General features: G+C 69.5%; 21 protein-coding genes and 1 pseudogene. 4 read left to right on the plus strand and 18 right to left on the minus strand.

Going from position 1 to position 21,751, the window contains the following annotated elements; all coding sequences use genetic code 11:
- The first annotated feature begins 61 nt into the window (after positions 1-61).
- Positions 62-571, plus strand: a complete 510-nt coding sequence (locus ACFRMN_RS04070; protein ID WP_383012798.1) for a GNAT family N-acetyltransferase — start codon at positions 62-64, stop codon at positions 569-571.
- A 144-nt stretch (positions 572-715) separates the two neighbouring features.
- Here ACFRMN_RS04070 and ACFRMN_RS04075 read toward each other — a convergent pair whose 3' ends face one another.
- The 5 genes from ACFRMN_RS04075 to ACFRMN_RS04095 form a co-directional block, all read right to left on the minus strand.
- The gene (locus ACFRMN_RS04075) at positions 716-1,408 is read right to left on the minus strand and encodes a demethylmenaquinone methyltransferase (protein WP_383012801.1); all 693 of its coding nucleotides are present in this window, start codon (positions 1,406-1,408) and stop codon (positions 716-718) included.
- A gap of 78 nt (positions 1,409-1,486) precedes the next feature.
- On the minus strand, positions 1,487-1,936 hold the full coding sequence (locus ACFRMN_RS04080) for a hypothetical protein (protein WP_383012804.1): 450 nt from the start codon (positions 1,934-1,936) through the stop codon (positions 1,487-1,489).
- 24 nt (positions 1,937-1,960) lie between these two features.
- Positions 1,961-3,187 (minus strand): cyclic dehypoxanthinyl futalosine synthase, encoded by a 1,227-nt coding sequence (gene mqnC, locus ACFRMN_RS04085; protein WP_383012806.1) that lies wholly within the window; start codon positions 3,185-3,187, stop codon positions 1,961-1,963.
- 187 nt (positions 3,188-3,374) lie between these two features.
- A complete protein-coding gene (locus tag ACFRMN_RS04090) occupies positions 3,375-5,075 on the minus strand; it encodes a serine/threonine-protein kinase (protein ID WP_383012809.1) in 1,701 nt (566 codons plus the stop codon).
- Positions 5,076-5,187: 112 nt separating this feature from the next.
- Positions 5,188-6,051 carry a menaquinone biosynthetic enzyme MqnA/MqnD family protein gene (locus ACFRMN_RS04095; protein WP_383013053.1) on the minus strand — a complete coding sequence of 288 codons (864 nt, stop codon included), beginning with the start codon at positions 6,049-6,051 and terminating at the stop codon, positions 5,188-5,190.
- A 460-nt stretch (positions 6,052-6,511) separates the two neighbouring features.
- Here ACFRMN_RS04095 and ACFRMN_RS04100 point away from each other — a divergent pair, with 460 nt between their 5' ends.
- Positions 6,512-6,715: a cold-shock protein gene (locus ACFRMN_RS04100; RefSeq protein WP_017948713.1), complete on the plus strand. Its 204-nt coding sequence runs from the start codon at positions 6,512-6,514 to the stop codon at positions 6,713-6,715.
- Positions 6,716-6,965: 250 nt separating this feature from the next.
- Here ACFRMN_RS04100 and ACFRMN_RS04105 read toward each other — a convergent pair.
- The 10 genes and pseudogenes from ACFRMN_RS04105 to ACFRMN_RS04150 all read right to left on the minus strand — a co-directional run.
- Positions 6,966-7,427: pseudogene (locus ACFRMN_RS04105) on the minus strand (hypothetical protein); the annotation flags it as partial.
- Between the two features lie 150 nt (positions 7,428-7,577).
- A complete protein-coding gene (locus ACFRMN_RS04110) occupies positions 7,578-9,365 on the minus strand; it encodes an ABC transporter ATP-binding protein (RefSeq protein WP_383012812.1) in 1,788 nt (595 codons plus the stop codon).
- Entirely contained in the window at positions 9,362-10,459 is a 1,098-nt protein-coding gene (locus ACFRMN_RS04115) for a hypothetical protein (protein WP_383012815.1), read from the minus strand. The genes ACFRMN_RS04110 and ACFRMN_RS04115 overlap by 4 nt, the downstream gene beginning before the upstream one ends.
- Complete coding sequence (locus tag ACFRMN_RS04120; protein WP_383012818.1) at positions 10,459-11,517, minus strand: DUF1611 domain-containing protein; 1,059 nt, start codon at positions 11,515-11,517, stop codon at positions 10,459-10,461. The genes ACFRMN_RS04115 and ACFRMN_RS04120 overlap by 1 nt, the downstream gene beginning before the upstream one ends.
- Before the next feature lie 308 nt (positions 11,518-11,825).
- On the minus strand, positions 11,826-13,181 hold the full coding sequence (locus ACFRMN_RS04125; RefSeq protein ID WP_383012821.1) for a dicarboxylate/amino acid:cation symporter: 1,356 nt from the start codon (positions 13,179-13,181) through the stop codon (positions 11,826-11,828).
- Between the two features lie 441 nt (positions 13,182-13,622).
- Complete coding sequence (locus ACFRMN_RS04130) at positions 13,623-13,877, minus strand: DUF4229 domain-containing protein (RefSeq protein WP_383013056.1); 255 nt, start codon at positions 13,875-13,877, stop codon at positions 13,623-13,625.
- A gap of 158 nt (positions 13,878-14,035) precedes the next feature.
- A complete protein-coding gene (locus tag ACFRMN_RS04135) occupies positions 14,036-14,566 on the minus strand; it encodes a GNAT family N-acetyltransferase (RefSeq protein WP_383012823.1) in 531 nt (176 codons plus the stop codon).
- A gap of 72 nt (positions 14,567-14,638) precedes the next feature.
- Positions 14,639-15,817, minus strand: coding sequence for an aminofutalosine synthase MqnE (gene mqnE / locus ACFRMN_RS04140; RefSeq protein WP_383012826.1), 1,179 nt, complete (start codon positions 15,815-15,817; stop codon positions 14,639-14,641).
- A gap of 64 nt (positions 15,818-15,881) precedes the next feature.
- Positions 15,882-16,901: a zinc-binding alcohol dehydrogenase family protein gene (locus ACFRMN_RS04145; RefSeq protein WP_383012829.1), complete on the minus strand. Its 1,020-nt coding sequence runs from the start codon at positions 16,899-16,901 to the stop codon at positions 15,882-15,884.
- A 62-nt stretch (positions 16,902-16,963) separates the two neighbouring features.
- On the minus strand, positions 16,964-17,419 hold the full coding sequence (locus tag ACFRMN_RS04150; protein ID WP_249948422.1) for an Lrp/AsnC family transcriptional regulator: 456 nt from the start codon (positions 17,417-17,419) through the stop codon (positions 16,964-16,966).
- Between the two features lie 133 nt (positions 17,420-17,552).
- Here ACFRMN_RS04150 and ACFRMN_RS04155 point away from each other — a divergent pair, with 133 nt between their 5' ends.
- Positions 17,553-17,696, plus strand: coding sequence for a hypothetical protein (locus ACFRMN_RS04155; protein ID WP_383012832.1), 144 nt, complete (start codon positions 17,553-17,555; stop codon positions 17,694-17,696).
- Positions 17,697-17,786: 90 nt separating this feature from the next.
- Here ACFRMN_RS04155 and ACFRMN_RS04160 read toward each other — a convergent pair whose 3' ends face one another.
- The gene (locus ACFRMN_RS04160) at positions 17,787-18,497 is read right to left on the minus strand and encodes a UbiX family flavin prenyltransferase (RefSeq protein ID WP_383012835.1); all 711 of its coding nucleotides are present in this window, start codon (positions 18,495-18,497) and stop codon (positions 17,787-17,789) included.
- 140 nt (positions 18,498-18,637) lie between these two features.
- On the opposite strand from ACFRMN_RS04160, the gene ACFRMN_RS04165 reads away from it, so the two are divergent.
- Positions 18,638-19,252 (plus strand): rhomboid family intramembrane serine protease, encoded by a 615-nt coding sequence (locus ACFRMN_RS04165; protein ID WP_383012838.1) that lies wholly within the window; start codon positions 18,638-18,640, stop codon positions 19,250-19,252.
- A gap of 37 nt (positions 19,253-19,289) precedes the next feature.
- Here ACFRMN_RS04165 and mqnP read toward each other — a convergent pair whose 3' ends face one another.
- Positions 19,290-20,192 carry a menaquinone biosynthesis prenyltransferase MqnP gene (gene mqnP / locus ACFRMN_RS04170; RefSeq protein WP_383012841.1) on the minus strand — a complete coding sequence of 301 codons (903 nt, stop codon included), beginning with the start codon at positions 20,190-20,192 and terminating at the stop codon, positions 19,290-19,292.
- Positions 20,189-21,640 carry a menaquinone biosynthesis decarboxylase gene (locus ACFRMN_RS04175; protein ID WP_383012844.1) on the minus strand — a complete coding sequence of 484 codons (1,452 nt, stop codon included), beginning with the start codon at positions 21,638-21,640 and terminating at the stop codon, positions 20,189-20,191. Before ACFRMN_RS04175 ends, mqnP begins: the two co-directional genes overlap by 4 nt.
- Between the last annotated feature and the right edge of the window lie 111 nt (positions 21,641-21,751).

A 21,751-nucleotide genomic window follows, 5' to 3' on the forward strand; every position in this document is an offset into this window, starting at 1 on the left:
GCATGTGCAGTCTATGGGGGTGCACCGTTACCTCCACCGAAGGGTTGCCCTCGTGAACAACATGACCCAACCGCTCCCTGTGGTGCAGCTCCGCGTCCCCACGGAGGAGGACGCGTTCCGCTGGCACCGGGTTTTCGACGACCCCGAGGTGATGGAGTTCCACGGCGGCGCCTCGGCGGAGATGTCCGTGTACGAGGAGTTGACCGCCCGGCAGCGCAGGCACGACGCCGAGCGCGGCTTCTGCTTCTGGACGATGACGGACGACGACGGTGACGTGATCGGCTTCACCGGCGCCCAGCCCTGGCCGCACGAGACGTTCGGGCCGGTCGGCGAGATCGAGATCGGCTGGCGGCTGGGGCGGACGTACTGGGGGCGCGGTTACGCGACGGCCGCCGCGCGGGCCACGCTGGAGCGGGTGCGCGCGGCGGGGGTGGGCCGGGTCGTGGCGATGGTCAACTCCCGCAACGAACGCTCGGTCGCGGTGACGCGGCGGCTCGGGATGGAGCTGGCGGAGACGTACCCGATCGCGTCAACGGGGGACACCGCGTACTGCTTCCGGCTGGAGTTGTGACAGCAGTGAGAGCAGTGAGAGCTGCGGGAACAGTGAGAGCAGTGAGAGCTGCGGGAACAGGGAGGGCAGTGAGAGCTGCGAGAGCTGCGAGAGCTGCGAGAGCTGCGAGAGCTGCGAGAGCTGCGAGCCGGTAGCCCCTGCCGATCAGTGGCGTACGCCCCGGTGCAGCGCCACGATCCCGCCCGTCAGATTCCGCCATGCCACCTTGGACCAGCCCGCCCCCTTCAGCCGCGCCGCGAGGGCGGGCTGGTCCGGCCAGGCCCTGATCGACTCGGCGAGATAGACGTACGCGTCGGGGTTGGAGGACACGGCACGCGCGGTCGGCGGCAGCGCGCGCATCAGGTACTCCTCGTAGACCGTACGGAACGGCGCCCACGTCGGGTGCGAGAACTCACAGATCACGACCCGCCCGCCGGGCTTCGTCACCCGGTACAGCTCGCGCAGCGCGAGGTCCGTGTCCTGGACGTTGCGCAGGCCGAAGGAGATCGTCACCGCGTCGAAGACCCCGTCGGCGAACGGCAGTTTCGTCGCGTCCCCGGCCGTGAACGGCATCCACGGGTGCCGCTTCTTGCCCTCCCGCAGCATGCCCTGGGAGAAGTCGCAGGGCACGACGTACGCACCGGTCGCGGCGAGCGACATCGAGGAGGTGGCGGTGCCGGCGGCCAGGTCGAGGACCTTCTCCGCCGGGCGGGCCTTCACGGCCTTGGCGACCTCCTTGCGCCACAGCCTGGCCTGGCCGAGCGAGAGCACATCGTTCGTGAGGTCGTACTTCTCCGCCACGTCGTCGAACATCGAGATGACTTCGTGCGGCTGCTTGTCCAGGGAGGCTCGGGTCACGCGCTCCATTGTGGCAGGGCGGGTGCCGACCGGGCCGGGCCACTCCCCCGTACGCCTCCGCTCCCGGGCCTCGGGGCGCTACGCGCGGCGGTGCACCAGCCGGCCCGCGCACACCGTGGCGACGCAGCGTCCGTCCGCGTCGAACACGGCGAGATCGGCGCGCTCCGTCTCGGTGATCTCCGTACGCCGGACGGCGGGCAGTACGAGGACGCCCACGCGCGCGGCGGCGGCGCGCAGCCCCGGGGCCGTGGCGTGCTCGGACAGGACCGCCACCGCGCCCAGCTTCAGTACGGCGTGGATCCGCTCGCGCGGGGTCGGGGCGTCGGGCAGCGGCCCCTCGTGGACACGGGCGGGACCGAGCACCCCGGCCCACTTCCGCACCCGCGCGCCCGGGAACCGCTCCCGCAGCTCCTCGAACGTACCGACCGCGCCGATCCGGTCGCCTGCCACCACGACGCTGCCGCCCTTGATCGGCTCGGCGGCGTCCCAGGCGCGGCGCAGCTCGTCGGCCACATGCAAGGTCTCCACCGCGCGGCCTCCCGGTCGACTGGCTCAGTTGGTGGCGATGAGCTTCAGCTCGGGGTGTGCCGTACCGCCCTCGATCGCCGTCGACGAGATGTGCGACTGGACCCGGTCGTCGACGGGGTCGTTCGCCGGGTCGTCGTGCACGACAAGGTGCTCGTACGTCGTGGCGCGCTGTGCCGGGACGCGGCCCGCCTTGCGGATCAGATCGATGATCTCCAGCCGGTTGGAACGGTGCTTGGCACCGGCCGAGGACACGACGTTCTCCTCCAGCATGATCGAGCCGAGGTCGTCGGCGCCGTAGTGCAGCGACAGCTGGCCGACCTCCTTGCCCGTGGTCAGCCAGGAGCCCTGGATGTGAGCGACGTTGTCGAGGAAGATCCGCGCGATCGCGATCATGCGCAGGTACTCGAAGAGGGTGGCCTGCGTCCGGCCCTTCAGGTGGTTGTTCTCGGGCTGGTAGGTGTACGGGATGAAGGCGCGGAAGCCGCCCGTCCGGTCCTGTACGTCACGGATCATCCGAAGGTGCTCGATGCGCTCGGCGTTGGTCTCGCCCGTACCCATGAGCATCGTGGACGTCGACTCGACCCCGAGCCCGTGCGCGGTCTCCATGATCTCCAGCCAGCGTTCGCCGGACTCCTTGAGCGGCGCGATCGCCTTGCGCGGGCGCGCGGGCAGCAACTCGGCGCCCGCGCCCGCGAAGGAGTCGAGACCGGCGGCGTGGATGCGCTGGATCGCCTCCTCGACGGAGACACCGGAGATCCGGGCCATGTGCTCGACCTCGGAGGCGCCGAGGGAGTGGATGACCAGCTGCGGGAAGTCCTTCTTGATCGCGGCGAAGTGCTTCTCGTAGTACTCGACGCCGTAGTCCGGGTGGTGGCCGCCCTGGAACATGATCTGCGTGCCGCCCAGCTCCACGGTCTCCGCGCAGCGGCGCAGGATGTCGTCGAGGTCGCGGCTCCAGCCCTTGGCGGTGTCCTTGGGCGCTGCGTAGAAGGCGCAGAACTTGCAGGCCGTCACACAGACGTTGGTGTAGTTGATGTTCCGCTCGATGATGTACGTCGCGATGTGCTCGGTCCCCGCGTACCGGCGACGGCGTACGGCGTCGGCCGCGGCGCCGAGCGCGTGCAGCGGCGCGGAGCGGTAGAGGTCGAGCGCTTCCTCGGGGGTGACGCGGCCACCGGCGGCGGCGCGGTCCAGGACATCAGTGAGGCTGCCAGTGACTTTTACGGACGTGAGGTCGGCCTTCTCGGTCACCGGTGCGGGTCCTTCCCAAGGGGTCTGTGAGACCGATCCAGCGTACGCCAGGGGTGGTGGCGAGCCGCGAGTGCCATGGGGGGCGATGGGAGGGCGGTGCGGGTGCCGCGCGGGGCGGGGCGGTCGGCTGTGCGGTGTGGTCGGCTGTGCGGATCGGTGCGGTCGGCTGTGCGCGGAAGCGGGCCGCTCACCTCTGTTTCGTCAGGATGCCGGTGGGACTGCCCGCCCGCGCGTCCTCGGAGAGGTAGCGCAGACCGTCCCTTTCGAGGCCGAGCCGCAGGCCGGTCGTGCTCTCGGTGCACATGTCCTTGCTGCGCGGACCGCGCCGGGCGTCGACCACGAGGGTGTTGCCCTCGACACCGGTGAGGGTGAGCAGGTCCTCGCAGATGAAGTTGCCGAGTATGTCGGTCTGTTCGGCCTTGCCGACCCGCTCGCCGGTGGAGCCCGTTTGTATGGTCACCTTCATCGTGCCGGCGGGCAGTCCGGCGGCGGTGACCTCGCCGTCCCAGATACCGACGAGTTCGGCGGGTACGGAACCGGACCCGGACCCGGACCCGTCGCCGGTCGCGGGCTTCGAGGCCGCGACGGTTGACGACGGATTGGCCTGGTCCTTGGAGACGGAGTCGTTGTCGCCACCGCCGGGCAGGAGATCGAAGAGGAACGCGCTGCCCACCATCACGGCGGCCATGGCACCCGCGACGGCCAGGGCCACCGTGCAACTGACCTTGCGCGCGCGACGTCCGGTGCCGGTGCCGGTGCCGGTGGTGTTGTCGGAGTCGGGGCCCGTTCCCGTCACCGTTCCCGTCCCCGTCGCCGTTCCCGTTCCCGTACTGGTGTCGGCGGAGACCGATACGGAGAACCGCGGCCCGGGAAGCGAGGCGTCCTCGGGTGAGTCGCCCGGGGAGACCGCCGGTACGTTCACGGGCGGAGCCGCCGCCTCCAGGTGCAGCAGCCGGACCACCGCCCGGCTGACCTCCTCGACCAGCGGAACCGGCAGCCAGCCTGCGGCCACCAGCCCCTCCACGCCACGGGCCCGGTCGGCCCCGTCGGCACCGCCGGCCCCGCCGGCCCCATCGGTGACGAGCCGGCGCACGATGTCGGCCGGTGCAGGCCGTGAGGACGGGTCCTTGGCCAGGCAGTCCGCGACCAGTTCCCGCAGTTCGCCGCGCAGGGAGCCCAGTTCGGGTTCCTCGTGCACCACCTTGTAGAGGAGCGCGGCCGAGGAGTCGCCGGGGAAGGGGCTCGTACCCGTCACCGCGTACGCCAGTACCGCACCCAGCGAGAAGACGTCCGCCGCGCCCGTGACCGCCTTGCCGAGGATCTGTTCGGGCGACATGTAGCCGGGCGATCCGACCGAGACACCGGTCGAGGTGAGCGAGGCGGTGCCGTCCGTGGCACGCGCGATACCGAAGTCGATCAGCCGGGGTCCGTCCGGGGCGAGCAGTACGTTCGACGGCTTGACGTCCCGGTGCACCAGCCCGAGGCCGTGCACGGCCGCCAGCGCCTCCGCGAGACCGGCGCCCAGCGCGCGTACGGAATGTTCGGGCAGCGGCCCGTACGTCCCGACGGCATGGGTCAGTGAAGGGCCCGCTACGTAAGCCGTGGCCACCCACGGAACGGCTGCCTCCGGACCGGCGTCCAGCACTGGCGCCGACCAGCGGGGCCCGTCGGGGCCCGTACCGACGCGTCGCGCCGCGTCCACCTCGCGACGGAAGCGGGCCCGGAACTCCTCGTCCATCGCGAAGTGCGGATGGACGACCTTGACCGCGACCGTACGGCCGCCCTGCGAGCGGGCGACATAGACCCTGCCCATTCCGCCCGACCCCAGCCGCCCGAGCAGCCGGTACGGACCGATGGTCGCCGGATCGCCGGCCTCCAGCGGCTGCATTCCCCGTCCCCCGTCCCCCTCTTGAACCCTGTCGAGTCCAGTCGAGTCCTGTCCTGTGTCTGTCCCGACGGACTTCCACTCAGCAGACTAGGGGGTAGGGGTACGGCGGAGGTCAGGGCTTGAGCAGCTCGACACGTACATCGGCCGGGAATCCGGTCGTCGGGCCGGTACGGCGTGCGAACTCCCTTACGCCCGCGAGCTGGTCGGGGCCGAAGCGGAAGTCGAGCGTCGTGAAGTACCGCTCCAGCAGCTCCGCGTCGAAGGTCTCCCAGCGTGCCGCCTGCTTGGCGACCTTCGCGACCTCCTCAAGGGAGAGATCCCGGGAGGCGAGGAAGGCCTCGTGGACCTTCCGTACGACCTTCGGCTCGCGCGCCAGATAGTCCTTGCGCGCCGCCCACACAGCGAAGACGAACGGCAGGCCGGTCCAGTCCTTCCACATCTGCCCCAGGTCGTGGACCTGGAGGCCGAGCCGGGGAGCCTCGTAGAGCGAGGCGCGCAGCGCGGCGTCACCGATCAGGACGGCCGCCTCGGCCTCCTGCATCATCAGACCGAGATCCGGCGGACACGTGTAGTAGTCGGGGGCGACCTTGTACTGCTCGCTCAGCAGCAGCTGGGCCAGGCGTACCGACGTACGGGACGTGGAGCCGAGAGCCACCCGGGCGCCGTCCAGCTGGTCCAGCGGTACCTGCGAGACGATGACGCAGGACATGACAGGTCCGTCGCAGCCGACCGCGAGATCGGTGAAGGCGACAAGGTCGTCGGCATTGCGGAGGAATTCGACGAGGGTGACGGGAGCGATATCCAGCTCGCCTCGCACCAGCTGTTCGCTGAGCTTCTCGGGAGTGTCCTTCGTCAGCTCCAGATCGAGAAGGGCGCCGGTCCTGGCGAGGCCCCAATAGAGGGGCAGGCAGTTCAGGAACTGAATATGGCCGACACGCGGCCGACTGCGTTGATCGTCGTCACCACCGGCCGCCACAGGGGCCTCGGGGGACCCGGTGATCTCGGGGGTCTCGGAGGTCTCGGGGGACCCGGTGATCTCGGGGATCACGGGGGTCACGGGGGTCACGGCCGGAGGTGCCGCCGCGCCGGATGCCCCTGATGCCTCTGATGCCTCTGATGCCCGTGATGCTTCTGCCGCTGTACTTTCCGCTGGACTGTCCACAGCGCGAGGCTAGACCCGCGTCGGGTGCGGGAGCGCTCCGGGGCTCGGTTGCGGCGTGGCTCGTCAGCACGTCAGAGCCCTATACAAACGTCCGGGTGAAGTGATCTTTCCCTCTACCGCTGGACATGTGCTGCGTGCTAGGCTCGCCGCAAGTTGCAGTTTGGTTTCCCTTGCAGTACAGAGCCTGCGGAGCATGTGACCCGCAGGCTTTTGTAGTTTTCAGACTTCTTTGCAGGTTCTGGAGCAGGGCAACCCTTTGGCCCAAGGAGGGCTTATGGCTACCGGAACCGTCAAGTGGTTCAACGCTGAAAAGGGCTTCGGCTTCATCGCCCAGGACGGCGGCGGCCCGGATGTCTTCGTCCACTACTCCGCGATCAACGCGACCGGCTTCCGCTCCCTTGAGGAGAACCAGGTCGTGAACTTCGACGTCACTCAGGGCCCGAAGGGCCCGCAGGCGGAGAACGTCACCCCGGCCTAGTTGCCCGGGTCGGCGATCGCGCACGACTTACGCAGTAACCAAGGAGCCCTGCTTTCCCCACTCGGGTGGGGGACAGCGGGGCTCCTGCCTTTCCGGCTCCGCTTCCCCATCGGACCTCATCATTCACCAATATCGAAATATGGAACTCCTGTTCGAATTCGATGGGCCGGACTGTATACGAGTGGCCGTGCGGGGAAAGTGAGTGGGCGCGGGTTCGGGATGGGGGGTAGTCGGGGGCACCCGGAGTGGGTCATGGCGGGTGGGGGCCACCCCGACTACCCCTCGGCCCCTCCCCCCGGGTCTCCGTCCCCTCCGCCCTCCCCCGCGCCTTCTCCGTCCAGCGCTCCCCCACCATGAGGTTCCCGAGGCCCGTCCAGGCGAAGTTCATCAGCGTCGCCGCGGCCTCCTTCGCCGAGATGCCCGGAGTCCCGTTCGCCCACGCCGCGAGCGATTCCGCGGCGCCCACCAGCGCCTGGGCCAGCCCGGCCACATCCCGGTCGGCCAGATCGGGCGCGCCGTGCGCCTCGCGGGCCGTCGCGCCGATCAGTCCCATCACATAGGCGACCAGCGTGTCCCGCGTCTTCGTGGCCTCGGCCGCGAACGGCTCGCCGTGCGTACGCGCCTGATGGTGCAGTACCGCCCAGCCGTCCGAGTTCGCCGCCGTGTGCGCGAAGAACGCCACCAGACCGGTCCACAGCTGACGGTCGGCCGGCGCTCACCGCACCCACGTCAGACTTCCTCCCGCACTGCCGACAACCCCGCCGGTCAACAAACCCCGGTAAGCCTACGGTTCGCCGGAAGCGCGGACACCCGGCCCGTGATCTTCCGGCCGTCTCAGGTCCATCGCCTCGATCGCGCCCCGTCAGGCGGCCCGCCGGGTCGCCCGCGCGGCCTCCCGCCGGGCCGACGCCGACGCCGAGGACGGACCGCGGCACGTGAGCAGGGTGCCGTCGTCGAGATGGAGGGTGCGGGTGGCAAGGCGGGTGATCGCCGGCCGGTGGGTGGTCATGACCGCCGTTCTGCTCTCGACCAGGCGGCCGAGCGCGCGGACGACGAGGTCTTCGGCGGCGTTGTCCAGTCCCGTGGTGGGTTCGTCGAGCAGCACAACGGGGGCGTCGGCAAGCAGGGCGCGGGCGATGCCGACGCGTTGGCGCTGGCCGCCGGACAGTCCGGCGCCCCGGTCGGCGAGCCGGGTGCCCAGGCCATCAGGCAGGCGTTCGGTGAACTCGGTGACCAGGGCCGCCTCCGCCGCCCCGGCGACCTCGTGCGGGCCGGCGTCGGGTCGGGCGTAGCGAATGTTGTCGGCGATGGTCCCGGAGAACAGGAACGTGTCCTGCAGCACGACTGCGATCTGGCGGTGCAGCCAGATGGTGGGGATGTCTGCGAGGGGGAGTCCGTCGAGGAGCAGGCGGCCGCGGGTGGGCGGGTAGAGCCCGGCGATGAGGGAGAGCACGGTGGATTTGCCGGAGCCGTTGGGTCCGAGCAGCGCGAGGTGTTCGCCGGGGTGGATGGTGAGGTCGAAGTGGTTCAGGACGGGGCCGCGGCCGTAGTCGAGGGTGATGTCGTGCAGGTCGATTCGGCCGGTGGCGCGGTCGGGCAGGCGCCGGTGTGGTGTCGGGGGCGGGGGTGGCTGGTCGAGGATGGCGGCGACGCGTTCCGCGGAGGCCGCGCCCTGGGGGAAGGTGATCGACAGGCGGGACATCGATCGCATGGGCTTGATCATGTCCTTGAGGTAGCTGGTCACCACGACCAGCAGCCCGACGCTCCACCAGTGGTTCACGACACCGAGGCCGCCCGCCCACAGCAGTGCCGCGGTGGCCACCGCGGCGGCGGCTTCGAGCAGCGGGGTGAATCGGGCCCGCAGTTCGACGCTGCGCAGTCCGGCGCTGAGGGTGGTGCTGTTGCTGGTGGCGAAGTGTTCATCGTGCAGGTCCTGGCGGCCGAAGGCGTGGATGGTTCGGATGCCTTGAAGGGATTCGGTGACGAAGGCGGCGAGGTGTCCTTCGGCGGCGCGCTGCCGCCGTTCCGTCTGGCGGGTCAGCCGGGTGTAGCGGGCGGCCGTGAGGAATATCAGCGGGGCGCCCCCGATCGCGATCAACCCCAGGCGCCAGTCGACGAAGAGGATGACGGTGGCGTAGCCCGAGAGGGCCAGCAGTCCGGGCAGAAGTGTGGAGAACAGGTCGACCAGAGCGTCCTGGATCCGGCTGGTGTCGATCGCGACGCGGCTGGTCAGTTCCCCGACGGCCTGCCGGTCGTGGTAGCTCATGGGGAGCCGTTGCATGTGGGCGAAGACGTCCGTGCGGATCTCCGCGGTGATCTGCTCTCCGGCGCTGTTCATCACACGGTCACCGAGGTAGTCGAACGCCCCCGAGGCGAGAGTGATCAGCAGCAGTGCGGCGGCGGCCACGCTGAGCATGGCCAGCGGGGACGAGCCCACGATGCCCGTGAGCCAGGTCAGTGGGCCGCTGGACCGGCCCTTGAGTACGTTGTCGATGACCAGCGCCAGCGGCCAGGGTGCCGCCAGGTCGGCGATCAGTTCTCCGATGCGCAGTCCCACGCCGAGCGTGAGCGTGCGCAGGTGCGGGCGCCCGTAGGAACGGAATCGCCACAGGTGCCGCAGCATTCCCACATCGTCCCGGCGGGACTTCATCCGCCCACCTCCCCGACCAGTTCGGCGCGGGCTGCGTCTTTGAGAGCTGTGTTGCTCGCGCCGGGGTGAACGCCGTGCTCGGCCATGGCGGTCAGCACCACCGGCGCGAGTCCCGGGGCGGCACGCGTGATCGCGGACAGCAGCCGGGAGAACTGGCGGCGCTCGTTCAAAGCGTCCTTGGTCAGCCGGGCGGCATCGGCTCCGGTCGACTCCATGCCGCGCAGCAGCGCCGCGTCGAAGCGCGCGGCGTCGGCGCCCGTGGCGACGACCCGCTCACGGGCGGACCAGCATGCCGATGCCCACACGGTTCCGTCGGCGTGCGGGTCCTGGTCCCGTCCGCCCAGGAAGTGCGCCATTGTCCACCGGGGCTGCAGTTTGCGGCGCCGCTGGTCCCACTCGGCGATGGCCCCGCGGTGCCAGCCGTAGATGTCCGAGGTGCCCAGCAGGATGGCCGTGAGGACATCTGCTGTGCCCTCGTCCAGGGCGACCTTCAGGTTGGTCTGCTGCGCCGGGGGACGCAGCCTGTTGAGCCGGAAGTCCGCGGTGTGCCGGCACAGATGATGGCCGACCTCGTGACAGATGATCGCGGCGTTGTGTGCGGGGGCGTGGAAATACCGGCCGCCACCTGGTGCCGGGACGAATCCGGCGCCGCCCCCCAGATGGACCTCGCCCGCACAGCTGAGAGCGGCGGGCTCGTCCGTGAGCGACGCCCTGGGAAGCCGGTAGTGCCCTCCGCGCCAGCGGCGGGGCTGGTTGTGCATCCCGATTCTGACCAGCAGGTGAGGAAGAGGGTGGCCGAGCAGGGCTGAAGCGAACCGCAGGGCACGCTGGACGTGGAAGGCCGTGTTGATCACGCCGAATGCTCGGGCCTGCCGGTCCGCGACGGCGTCGGCCAGGGGGCCGCCACCGGCCGCGGGTTCGAACATCAACGTGGAGCCGTCGAACAGCCGCCCGCCGCGCTCGTCACGGACCGTGGCCTCGGGCAGCACCACTTCGGCCGGCCCCAGCTCAAGGACGTCCAGGGCGGCTTCACGCAACTGCCCGGGCCAGGGACGTCCGTCAGGTATGTAGACGATCGCCGGTATCACGGGCATCAACTCCGGACACCGGCGTCGGCGACGGGCTCCGCCGTGGCGACGGTCTGCCGGGCCGGTGCGCGCACCAGGTCCACGGCCGCGCCGTTCGCCAGCTGTGGCGGGGACAGGACCGGCAGTCCCGTGGCCGCGTGTGCTTCCTGGGAGGCGAGGGGGCTGGCGGTGACCAGGCCACTCACTATGCGGACCGGGACCCCCAGCTCCTGCAGGATCGTCACCCCGGCCGCCGCGTCCAGCGCGTTGGCCGCCGCCAGTACGACACCGTGGGCGAATCCGGGCAGGCACTCGACAAGCGCCCGTGTCTCGGACTGCAGCAGCCCGTCGGCGATCTCCAGGACGACCGCGTCCGCACCGTCGTCTACCAGGGCATCGCGGATGGAGATCATCGTGGTCCGCAGCCGCTCGACCGGGTAGCCGAACGTCGAAGACATACCGAAGTCGAGGAATTCGGCCACGGTACTGGCGCCCGCGTCGATGTACATCCAGCGGTCCTTGCCGCTGCCGGAACCGGTGACCTTGCCCGCACCGGCAGCCAGTCCGGCTCGCGTCCAGCCGCTCACCAGGGCCGACGCCGTCGTGGTCTTGCCCGCGTTCATCGACGAGCCGAGCACGACCAGAGTGCCCCAATCCGGAGCCGTGTGCGGCGACGGCGTCCGCGCGTAGTGTTCCAGCGACAGCGGCATCCCGGACCGGTCGTTCAGGGTGCCGATCACGTTCAGCTCGGTCGGTGGCAGCCGTCGCGTATGCGCCGAGGCGACCGTTCCCACCAGGCCGCCCGCCGTCAGCAGATGAACGTTGGGCCCGGTCGGCAGGTAACCCTCGTAGAAGTCCGTGGCGTACCGGTTGCCGTATGCACCCACCACGATGTCGCCCCAGTAGAGACGGACGCGCCGACCATGGACATCCTCCAGATGGTCGAGCTCGCCCAGGTGGGCCACGGTGGCTACCACAAGATCCCCGAGCTGCGGCTCGCGAACCGACCCACCGGGCGCGGTCGCGTCCCGGTCGTCGATTCTGCGCGTCACGTAGCCCCACTTGGCCCCAGCGAAATCTTTCATCACAGATCCCTCATCCGGTGCGGATCGGGCCCGTGCCGGCGCCCGAACGGGTGTCGTCCATTCGATTCGCTCATCCCATGATCGGGGCTCCCGGGATCGACCGCATTGTGACCGGTGGCCCTGGCGGTGAGCCCAGAGGTGAGGCGACGGCCGACCCCCGCCGGGCCTGGATTCGTGTACGGCGCACCTATGGAGGCCGGGGCGCGACGACCAGCCATCCGACAGCACGTCGCCCCCGGCCTCAGCGGAGGACGGGGGCGATCCGAGGTGCGCTTCGCGCGTGTGCGTTACGCGGCGACGCGGGTGGTTTACGCGGCGACCGGGACCTTCGCCCCGCGCGTCTCGTCCGCGCTGTCGTAGTCGTCCACCGGCGACGCCGAGGCCGAGTTGTACGCGTCGTGGTCGAGGATCTTCTCGCGTGCCGCGACGATGACCGGGACCAGCGCCTGGCCCGCCACGTTCGTGGCCGTACGCATCATGTCCAGGATCGGGTCGATCGCCATCAGCAGGCCCACGCCCTCCAGCGGGAGCCCCAGCGTGGAGAGGGTCAGCGTCAGCATGACCGTCGCGCCGGTGAGGCCCGCGGTGGCCGCCGAGCCGACGACCGAGACGAAGGCGATCAGCAGATAGTCCTGGATGCCCAGCTGGACGTCGAAGATCTGCGCGATGAAGATCGCGGCGAGCGCCGGGTAGATGGCGGCGCAGCCGTCCATCTTGGTCGTCGCGCCGAACGGTACGGCGAAGGAGGTGTACTCCTTCGGGACGCCGAGCCGCTCGGTGACCTTCTGGGTGACCGGCATCGTGCCGACGGAGGAGCGGGAGACGAAGGCCAGCTGGATCGCGGGCCAGGCGCCCTTGTAGAACTGGAGCGGGTTGACCTTGGCGACGGTGGCCAGCAGCAGCGGGTAGACACCGAAGAGGACCAGCGCGCAGCCGATGTAGACGTCGGCGGTGAAGGTCGCGTACTTGCCGATGAGGTCCCAGCCGTAGTCGGCGATGGCGAAGCCGATGAGGCCGACCGTACCGATCGGGGCGAGCCGGATGACCCACCACAGGGCCTTCTGGAGCAGTTCGAGCACGGCTTCGCTGAGGGTGAGGATCGGCTGGGCCTTCGGGCCGAGCTTGAGTGCCGCGATTCCGGCGACGGCGGCCATGAAGACGATCTGAAGGACGTTCAGCTCGGTGAACGGCGTGATGACGTCGGTCGGCACGATGCCGGTCAGGAAGTCGATCCAGGACCCGGAACCCTCGGGTGCCTTGCCGTCCTTCGGGGTGAGGCCGGTGCCCGAGCCGGGGTTGGTGATCAGGCCGATCGCGAGGCCGATGGCGACCGCGATCAACGAGGTGATCATGAACCAGAGCAGCGTGCGGGAGGCGAGCCTGGCCGCGTTGTTGACCTTGCGCAGGTTGGTGATCGACACCAGTATCGCGAAGAAGACCAGCGGCGCCACGGCCAGCTTCAGCAGCTGGACGAAGATGCTGCCGATCTTGTCGAGGGTGGTGTAGAGCCAGCTGATGTCCTGGCTGCGGGCGAGCCAGCCGAGCAGCACACCGAGAACCAGACCGGCGACGATCTGCGCCCAGAACGGGAATTTGGGATTACGGAGGCCGGATCTGGGCTCAGCCGGCTTCTCGGGGGCGGTGGACGCGGAGTTCGCGGACACGAACACACTCCAGACATGACGTATCGGGGCCATACGGGACAGGGGTGCGGCGCTCGTGCTTCGAAGGGCTCGGGAGGACCGGAGAACCGGGAGGACCCGGAGGGCAAGGACTCGGGAGGCTCAGAAGGGGCGCCGCTGCATGATGCCGGGTCAGACCGCGCGGCAACAGACCGCGGACATACAGCGGCAGAGATCGACATGCAGGCGCGCCACGAGCGGGATGCCCCGGTGGCGGCGGTGACGCACTGCTGTCTTCATGTCGAACACGTTAACACTTGAACTTTGGGAAGCTCAAAGGACTTCTTTGGGGTACGAAGTGCCGGAAAAAGCGCCGAAAGAGCCCGAAAACACGGCACCCCAGCCCTGGAGGGACGGCTCCGGAGCTGGGGTGTCGCGATGTGAGAAAGCTTACGTGGCGCTTACGTGGCGCCCCGCGGCCTCTTACTGGATGACGCCGTCCTCCTGGGCGCGGTTCGCCTCCAGCCGCGACTTCGCGCCGTCCACCTTGCCCACGATCTGCGCGGACATCTCGTCGCGCTGCTTGCGCAGCAGGACGAAGCTGAGCGGCGCCGAGATCACGATCGCGAGCAGCAGCACCCAGATGAAGTTGGAGTCACCGAGCCCCTTGGGCAGCACACCGAACTGGACCAGGCCGGCGACGACCACGAAGCAGCCGACGAAGATGCCCAGACGCATCGCGGTGTACCGGATCGTGGCGCTCGTCTTCGAAACGGTCACAGCGGGCCCTCTCTCTTCTCTACGTGGCGCATTCGTGGCGTATTCGTGGCGTACTGACGTCGCCGTAGGTCCGACGTCGCGGTATGTCCGAGTCCTACCAGTCAAGCACGGCCTGTTCAGTACCGGTTCAGCGGGAGGAGCATGGTGATGTCGTCACGGTCGTCACCAGGGGCGACCCTGATCGCGTCCGGCACCCGCCCGACCTCCTTGTAGCCGCAGGAGGCGTAGAACCTGTCGACGCCCGTGCCCCCACGGCAGGTGAGCCGGATCGCCTCGATGGACTCGATCCCTCGGGCCGCGTCCGCGGCGGCGGCCATCAGGTCGCGGCCGTACCCCTTGCCCTGGTGGCGGGGGTGGACCATCACGGTGTAGAGCCAGAGCCAGTGCCGCATCAGCCGGTGGGTGTTGAGCGTGAGGAACGCCGTCGCGGCGACGGCGCCCTCCTCGTCGTATCCGACCAGCAGCCGGACCCGGCCCTCGGCCATGGCCACGAGGTGCTTGACCAGTTCGGGCCGTATGTCGTCCACCGTGACCGGCGGTACGAATCCGACGGCACCGCCCGCGTTGGAGACGTCCGTCCAGAGCGCGAGGACTCCGTCGCGCAGGGCGGGGTCCACCGCCGGATCCAGCTCGAATATGAGCGCCATTCCGTGTGCCCTGTTCCGTGCGCCCTGTTCCGTATGCCCTGTTCCGTATCCCTCTCGGACCCGTGCGCCCGCTCAGACCCGCATGGGCTGCGGGGACTCGCGGCGGTCGGCGTCGGGGCCCGGGTACTCGCGGATGATCTCGTACCGGGTGTTCCGCTCGACGGGCCGGAAGCCCGCGTCACGGATGAGGTCGAGCAGATCCTCGCGGCCGAGCTTGTTGGGCGTGCCGTAGTTGTCCGCGTCGTGCGTGATCTTGTACTCGACGACCGAGCCGTCCATGTCGTCCGCGCCGTGCTGGAGTGCGAGTTGGGCGGTCTGGACGCCGTGCATCACCCAGAAGACCTTGACGTGCGGGACGTTGTCGAAGAGCAGCCGGGAGACCGCGAACGTCTTCAGCGCCTCCGCGCCCGTGGCCATGGTCGTACGGGCCTGGAGGCGGTTGCGGATCTTGCCGTCCTTCATGTCCACGAAGTCGTGCTGATAGCGCAGCGGGATGAAGACCTGGAAACCGCCGGTCTCGTCCTGGAGTTCACGCAGCCGCAGTACGTGGTCGACGCGGTGGCGGGGCTCCTCGATGTGCCCGTACAGCATCGTCGACGGGGTCTTGAGCCCCTTCTCGTGCGCGAGCCGGTGGATGCGCGACCAGTCCTCCCAATGGGTGTTGTGGTCGACGATGTGCTGCCGGACCTCCCAGTCGAAGATCTCGGCGCCGCCGCCGGTCAGCGACTCCAGACCGGCCTCGATCAGCTCGTCGAGGATCTCGGAGGCCGACAGGCCCGAGATCGTCTCGAAGTGGTGGATCTCGGTGGCGGTGAACGCCTTGAGGGAGACCTGCGGGAGGGCTTCCTTCAGCGCGCTGAGCGAGCGCGGGTAGTAGCGCCACGGCAGCGTCGGGTGGAGGCCGTTGACGATGTGCAGCTCGGTGAGGTTCTCGCCCTCCATCGCCTTGGCGAGGCGGACGGCCTCCTCGATGCGCATCGTGTACGCGTCCTTCTCGCCCGGCTTGCGCTGGAACGAGCAGTAGGCGCAGGAGGCGGTGCAGACGTTCGTCATGTTGAGGTGACGGTTGACGTTGAAGTGGACGACGTCACCGTTCTTGCGCGTGCGCACCTCGTGAGCGAGACCGCCGAGCCAGGCCAGATCGTCCGACTCGTACAGCGCGATGCCGTCCTCGCGGGTCAGCCGCTCGCCGGCCCGGATCTTCGCCTCCAGCTCGCGCTTGAGACCCACATCCTGAACAGATGCAGTCATCAGGCCGCCTCCCACTATCTCCGCCAAAATGTCTGCCAAATCGTGCCAGTCGAGACTACGCCCCTCACGGTACGAGCACGACGCGGCCCATGCTGACGCGCTGTTCGAGCAGGTCATGCGCGCGGGCGGCCTCGTCGAGCGGCACGCGCTCGTGGATCACCGGCCGTACGGAGCCGTCGCTGACGAGCCGGACCAGCAGCCGTACGCCCTCCTCCACGAGCGCGGGAGCGCTGCGCAGCATCGTGGCCATGCTGAAGCCCGTCACGTGCCGCATGCCCATCAGCTCCATGAGCGGGATGGCCGGCTGCTCGCTGTCGCCGCCGGACGCCCCGTAGAACACGAGCCGTCCGTAGGGCGCGAGAAGCCGGACGTCGTCGAGGAGCCGGGGGCCGCCGACGCCGTCGAGGATGACGTCCACGCCCTTAGGTCCTGTCCGGCCGATCTTCGCGGGCCCGCGGCGCCTGGCTCCGGCGGCCTCACGGACCCGCGCGGGCCAGTCGGGCCGGGTGTAGTCGACGGCCGCGTCCGCGCCGAGGGACCGTACGAAGTCCAGCTTGCGCGGCGAGCCGGCGGTGGCGATGACCCGTTCCGCGCCCAGGGCGCGGGCCGCCTGTACGGCGATATGGCCGACCGCGCCCGCGCCCGCGTGCACGAGCACCGTCTCCCCGGCGGCCACCCGGGCGGTCTGGAGCAGATGCACGGCGACCCGGCCGGTGGAGCCCAGGAGCGTGCCCTCCGCGAAGCCGAGGCCGTCCGGCAGCGGCAGTACGCGCGCGGCGGGGGCGGCCACCAACTCCGCGTAGGCGTCCTGGGCGTTCCATACGACGACCCGCTGTCCCGGCTCGATCCCGGTCACGCGGTCGCCGACCTCCACCACCGTGCCGGCGACGTCCGTGGAGGGGCAGTACGGGAGCGGCGGGGCGCCGAGCGGGAAGGTGCCGAGGCGGCGCTGTACGTCGGCGTGGTCGACGCCGATGGCCGCCGCGCGGACGAGCACGTCCTCGGGGCCGTGGGCGGGCGGCTCCGCCTTCTCGGTCCGCAGTACCCGGGACGGGCCGTACTCGTGGTGACGGACGATGCGCACAGTCGCTCCCTCTCATTCCGCCGGCGAAGCCCCTCCCTTCGGCGAAGCCGTCGCCATCGGCGTCAGGCCTCTTCGGGCAATTCCCCCACCCGGTTCTCCCACTTGGTGGAGAGCACGATGGTGGTACGGGTCCGGGAGACGCCCTTCGTACCGCTCAGCCGGCGGATCGTCTTCTCCAGGCCGTCCACATCGCTCGCGCGGACCTTCAGCATGTACGAGTCGTCGCCCGCGATGAACCAGCAGTCCTCGATCTCCCCGAGGTCGCGCATCCGGCGGGCCACGTCCTCGTGGTCGGCGGCGTCGGAGAGCGAGATCCCGATCAGCGCGGTGACGCCGAGGCCGAGCGAGGCCGAGTCGACCGTGGCGCGGTAGCCGGTGATGACGCCCGCCGCTTCGAGACGGTTGATGCGGTCGGTGACGCTGGGCCCGGAGAGCCCGACGAGCCTGCCGAGCTCGGCGTACGAAGCTCTGCCGTTCTCCCTGAGGGCCTGGATGAGCTGCCTATCCACGGCGTCCATATGCCTGAAGCCTTCCATTAATCAGCAATCTCGCAAGTTTACGTGTAGAATCTAAGGCATGCAGGGCTGAAGTCCTGCGAATCTTTCAAGCGATCAACGATGATCCTTCGATCTTTCAGGAGTGAGACCCACCGTGTACACGATCGAGATGGCCTACGCCCAGATGCGCTCGCTTCAGGAGCAGGCCAGCCGCTCGCGTGTCCATCAGGCCGTCACCGCGGGCCGCGCCGGCGCCGACAAGGCCGGTCGCGCGCGGCGCCGCGCCAAGAAGCGCTGAGCGGGCGCATCCGATACGGCCCGCCCGCGTACGGTTCCCGACCCGGGCGCTGTCCGACCCGATCCCTCATCCCCCATCCTTCATCCCTCATCACCGCGAGAGCCCGCCAAGCTCTCCCTCCCAACGGCGGTACAGCCGGTGCGGCACCCCTGCCGCGTCCAGGACCCGCCCGGCGACGAAGTCCACCAGATCCTGGATATGTGTCGCCCCCGCGTAGAACGCCGGAGAGGCGGGCAGCACCACGGCGCCCGCCTCGTCCAGCGTCACCAGGTGTTTCAGCGTCTGCCCGTTGAGCGGCGTCTCCCGTACGGCGACCACCAGCGTCCGCCGCTCCTTCAGGGTCACGCTCGCCGCGCGCTGGAGCAGATCCTTCGAGAGACCGAGCGCCACCCCGGCCACGCTCGCCGTGGACGCGGGCACGATCAGCATCCCCTTCACGGGGTACGAGCCCGAGGAAGGGCCGGCCGCCAGATCTCCGGCCGACCAGTGCCGTACGTCGTCCGCGGCCGCGTCCCGGCTCAGCTTCACATCGAAGGCGTCCGGCTTGCCGTCCGCGCCGCGCGCCAGCCAGGTGCGCAGATCGTCGCGCCAGCGCGCGTCCCTGAAGGCGACGCCCGTCTCGTCGAGCAGGGTCAGCCGCGCCGCCCGGCTGACCACGAGATCGACACGCTCTCCCGCGTCCAGCAGCCCCCGCAGCACGGCCGCCGCGTACGGCGTCCCCGACGCTCCCGAGACGCCGACGACCCAGGGCCGCCGGGGCTGTCGCGGACTGTGCTGGTCTTCGTACGATCCGGGCTTCACGGATCCGAGCCTATCCGGCGGCCCGGGACAGGAACCGATGACCGTACCCCGGACGTTCACCGGGACAGAAGCACGGGAACACGGACAGGGAGACATCCCGACAGACCCGACAGACGCGCAGTGACCAGAGGGGGGCCGCGATGCCGTATCCGACCGCCGGCACGACCGCACGGAGCCGGACCTCACGGATGAAGCCGGCCGCGGCCGTCATGATCGGCTGGGTCGCGCTGCTCTGGGTGCTCGAAGCGGTGAACGGCGCGACCGGCTCGCTCAGTACGTACGGACTGAGCCCGCGTGACGTCGGCGAGCTGCGCGATGTCATTCCGATGGCCTTCCTGCACCACGGCTACGACCATCTCGTGTCCAACTCCGTGCCGCTGCTGGTGCTCGGCTTCCTCGCCGCGCTGACCGGTCTGCGGCGGTTCGCCGCCGTCGTGCTCACGATCATGGTCGTCGGCGGCCTGGGCGTCTGGCTCACCGCCGCCGACCACACGGTCACGGCGGGCGCCTCCGGGGTGGTCTTCGGACTGCTCGGCTATCTGCTGGTGCGCGGCTTCGTCGACCGCAACGCGGTGGACATCGTGACCGGTCTGCTGGTCCTCGCGTTCTACGGCTCGGCCCTGTGGGGCGTCCTGCCGACCAACTCGGCCGTCAGCTGGCAGGGCCATCTCTTCGGACTGATCGGCGGGGTGATGGCCGCGTTCATGTTCCGCAGGCCGCCCCCGCTGAACGAGCGAATAACGGCGCGGGGCTGAACTCGGCGCGGGGGCTGAACTCGGCACCGGGCAGGCCCTACAGCGTCAGGCCCCGCACCAGGAGATCCAGCAGCGCGGCCACGAAGAGGATTATCCCGATGAAGCCGTTCACGCTGAAGAACGCGCGATTCAGCCGCGACAGATCGCCCGGCTTCACGATCGAGTGCTCGTACAGGAACGCACCGGCGACGACGGCCAGCCCGGTCCAGAAGAACGCCCCGGCGCCGGTGGCCAGCGCGTACCAGACCAGCAGTGCCACGGTCACGACATGGCAAGCACGCGCCCCGTACAGCGCCGCCGGGATACCGAACCGGGCCGGTACGGACAGCACGCCGTGCGCGCGGTCCGCCTGGACGTCCTGGCAGGCGAAGATCAGGTCGAAGCCGCCGATCCAGATACCGACCGCGAGACCGAGGATCACCGCGTCCCACGACCAGCTGCCGGTGACGGCGAGCCAGGCGCCGACCGGGCCTATGGCCTGGGCGATACCGAGGATGGCGTGCGGGAAGTTGGTGAACCTCTTCCCATACGGATAGACCACCATCGGGATCACGGCGATGGGCGCGAGGGCGAGACAGAGCGGATTGAGCGCCGCCGCGGCCCCGAGGAAGATGACGACGGCGACGAGCGCGCCCGTCCACGCGGAGCGCACCGAGACCGCGCCCGTCACCAGTTCGCGTCCCGCCGTGCGCGGATTGCGCGCGTCGATCTCGCGGTCGATGATCCGGTTGCAGGCCATCGCGAACGTACGGAGCCCGACCATCGCGAGGGTGACCAGCAGCAGCCGGACCCAGTGGACGTTCCCGTCCAGCTGGAACATCGCGGTCAGTGTGGCGATATAGGCGAACGGCAGCGCGAAGACCGAGTGCTCGATCATCACCAGCCGAAGGAACGCCCTGGTCCTGCCCGATTGCGGTACTGCCGCCGCCGCACTGCTCACAGCCCGTACTCCCGCCACCGCCGGTCGACCTTCGCCGCCGTCTCCGGGTCGGACTCGACCATCTCCGGCCAGCCGCCGTCCCGGGTGTAGCCCTCCTCGGGGAGCTTCCTCGTCGCGTCGATCCCCGCCTTGCCACCCCAGAACTGCTGGTAGGAGGAGTGGTCGAGATGGTCGACCGGGCCCTCGACAACGGTGAGGTCGCGCGCGTAGTCGGTGTTGCCCAGCGCCCGCCAGGACACCTCGTGCAGATCATGCACATCGCAGTCCGCGTCAACGACCACGATCAGTTTCGTCAGCGACATCATGTGCGCGCCCCAGATGGCGTGCATCACCTTCTGCGCGTGCTTGGGGTACTTCTTGTCGATCGAGACGATCGCGCAGTTGTGGAAGCCGCCCGACTCGGGCAGGTGGTAGTCCACGATGTCCGGCACGATGATCTTCAGCAACGGCAGGAAGAACCGTTCCGTCGCACGACCCAGCGGCCCGTCCTCCGTCGGCGGCCGGCCGACCACGATCGACTGGAGCAGCGGTCGCTTCCGCATCGTCACACAGTCGATGGTCAGCGCGGGGAACGGCTCCTGCGGGGTGTAGAAGCCGGTGTGGTCGCCGAACGGGCCCTCGGGGAGCGTCTTCCCCGGTTCGAGCCAACCCTCGATGACGACCTCGGCGTTGGCGGGCACCTGGAGCGGCACGGTCTTGCAGTCGACCATCTCGATGCGCCGGCCCTGGACGAAGCCCGCGAAGAGGTACTCGTCGATGTCACCGGGCAGCGGGGCGGTCGAGGCGTACGTCACGGCGGGCGGACAGCCGAACGCGATGGCGACGGGCAGCCGTTCACCGCGCTTGGCGGCCACCTGGTAGTGGTTGCGGCTGTCCTTGTGGATCTGCCAGTGCATCCCGATGGTGCGCCGGTCGTGGCGCTGGAGCCGGTAGAGCCCGAGGTTGCGGACGCCGGTCTCGGGGTGCTTGGTGTGGGTGAGACCGAGGTTGAAGAAGGAGCCGCCGTCCTCGGGCCAGGTGAACAGCGCGGGCAGTTGGTCCAGATCGACGTCGTCGCCGGTGAGGACCACCTCCTGGACGGGCGCGTCCTTGATCTTCTTCGGCGGTACATGCGCCATGGAGCTGAGCTTTCCGAACGCCTCGCGCACCCCGATGAAGCCCTGCGGCAGCTCCGGCTTGAGCAGTCCGCCGATCTTGTCGCTGATGTCGCCGTACGACTTCAGCCCGAGCGCCTTGAGCAGCCGGCGGTCCGTGCCGTACACGTTCATGGCGAGGGGCATCGCCGAGCCGCGGACGTTCTCGAAGAGCAGCGCGGGCCCGCCCGCCTTGTTCACCCGGTCGACGATCTCCCCGACCTCCAGGTACGGGTCGACTTCGGCCTTGATGCGCTTGAGGTCGCCCTCGCGCTCCAGCGCCCGGAGCAGCGAGCGGAGATCGTCGTAAGCCATGCGCTCCAGTGTGTCATCCTCCCCGGCGCGGTCCGCCGGGGGCTTACCGTCGGGTGCCGCGAGCCAAGTCGTTGACCGTCCCGGACCGGCTCTGATCGGTTACTCGTTACC

The organism is Streptomyces sp. NPDC056835, assembly GCF_042789485.1.
Lineage (GTDB): Bacteria > Actinomycetota > Actinomycetes > Streptomycetales > Streptomycetaceae > Streptomyces.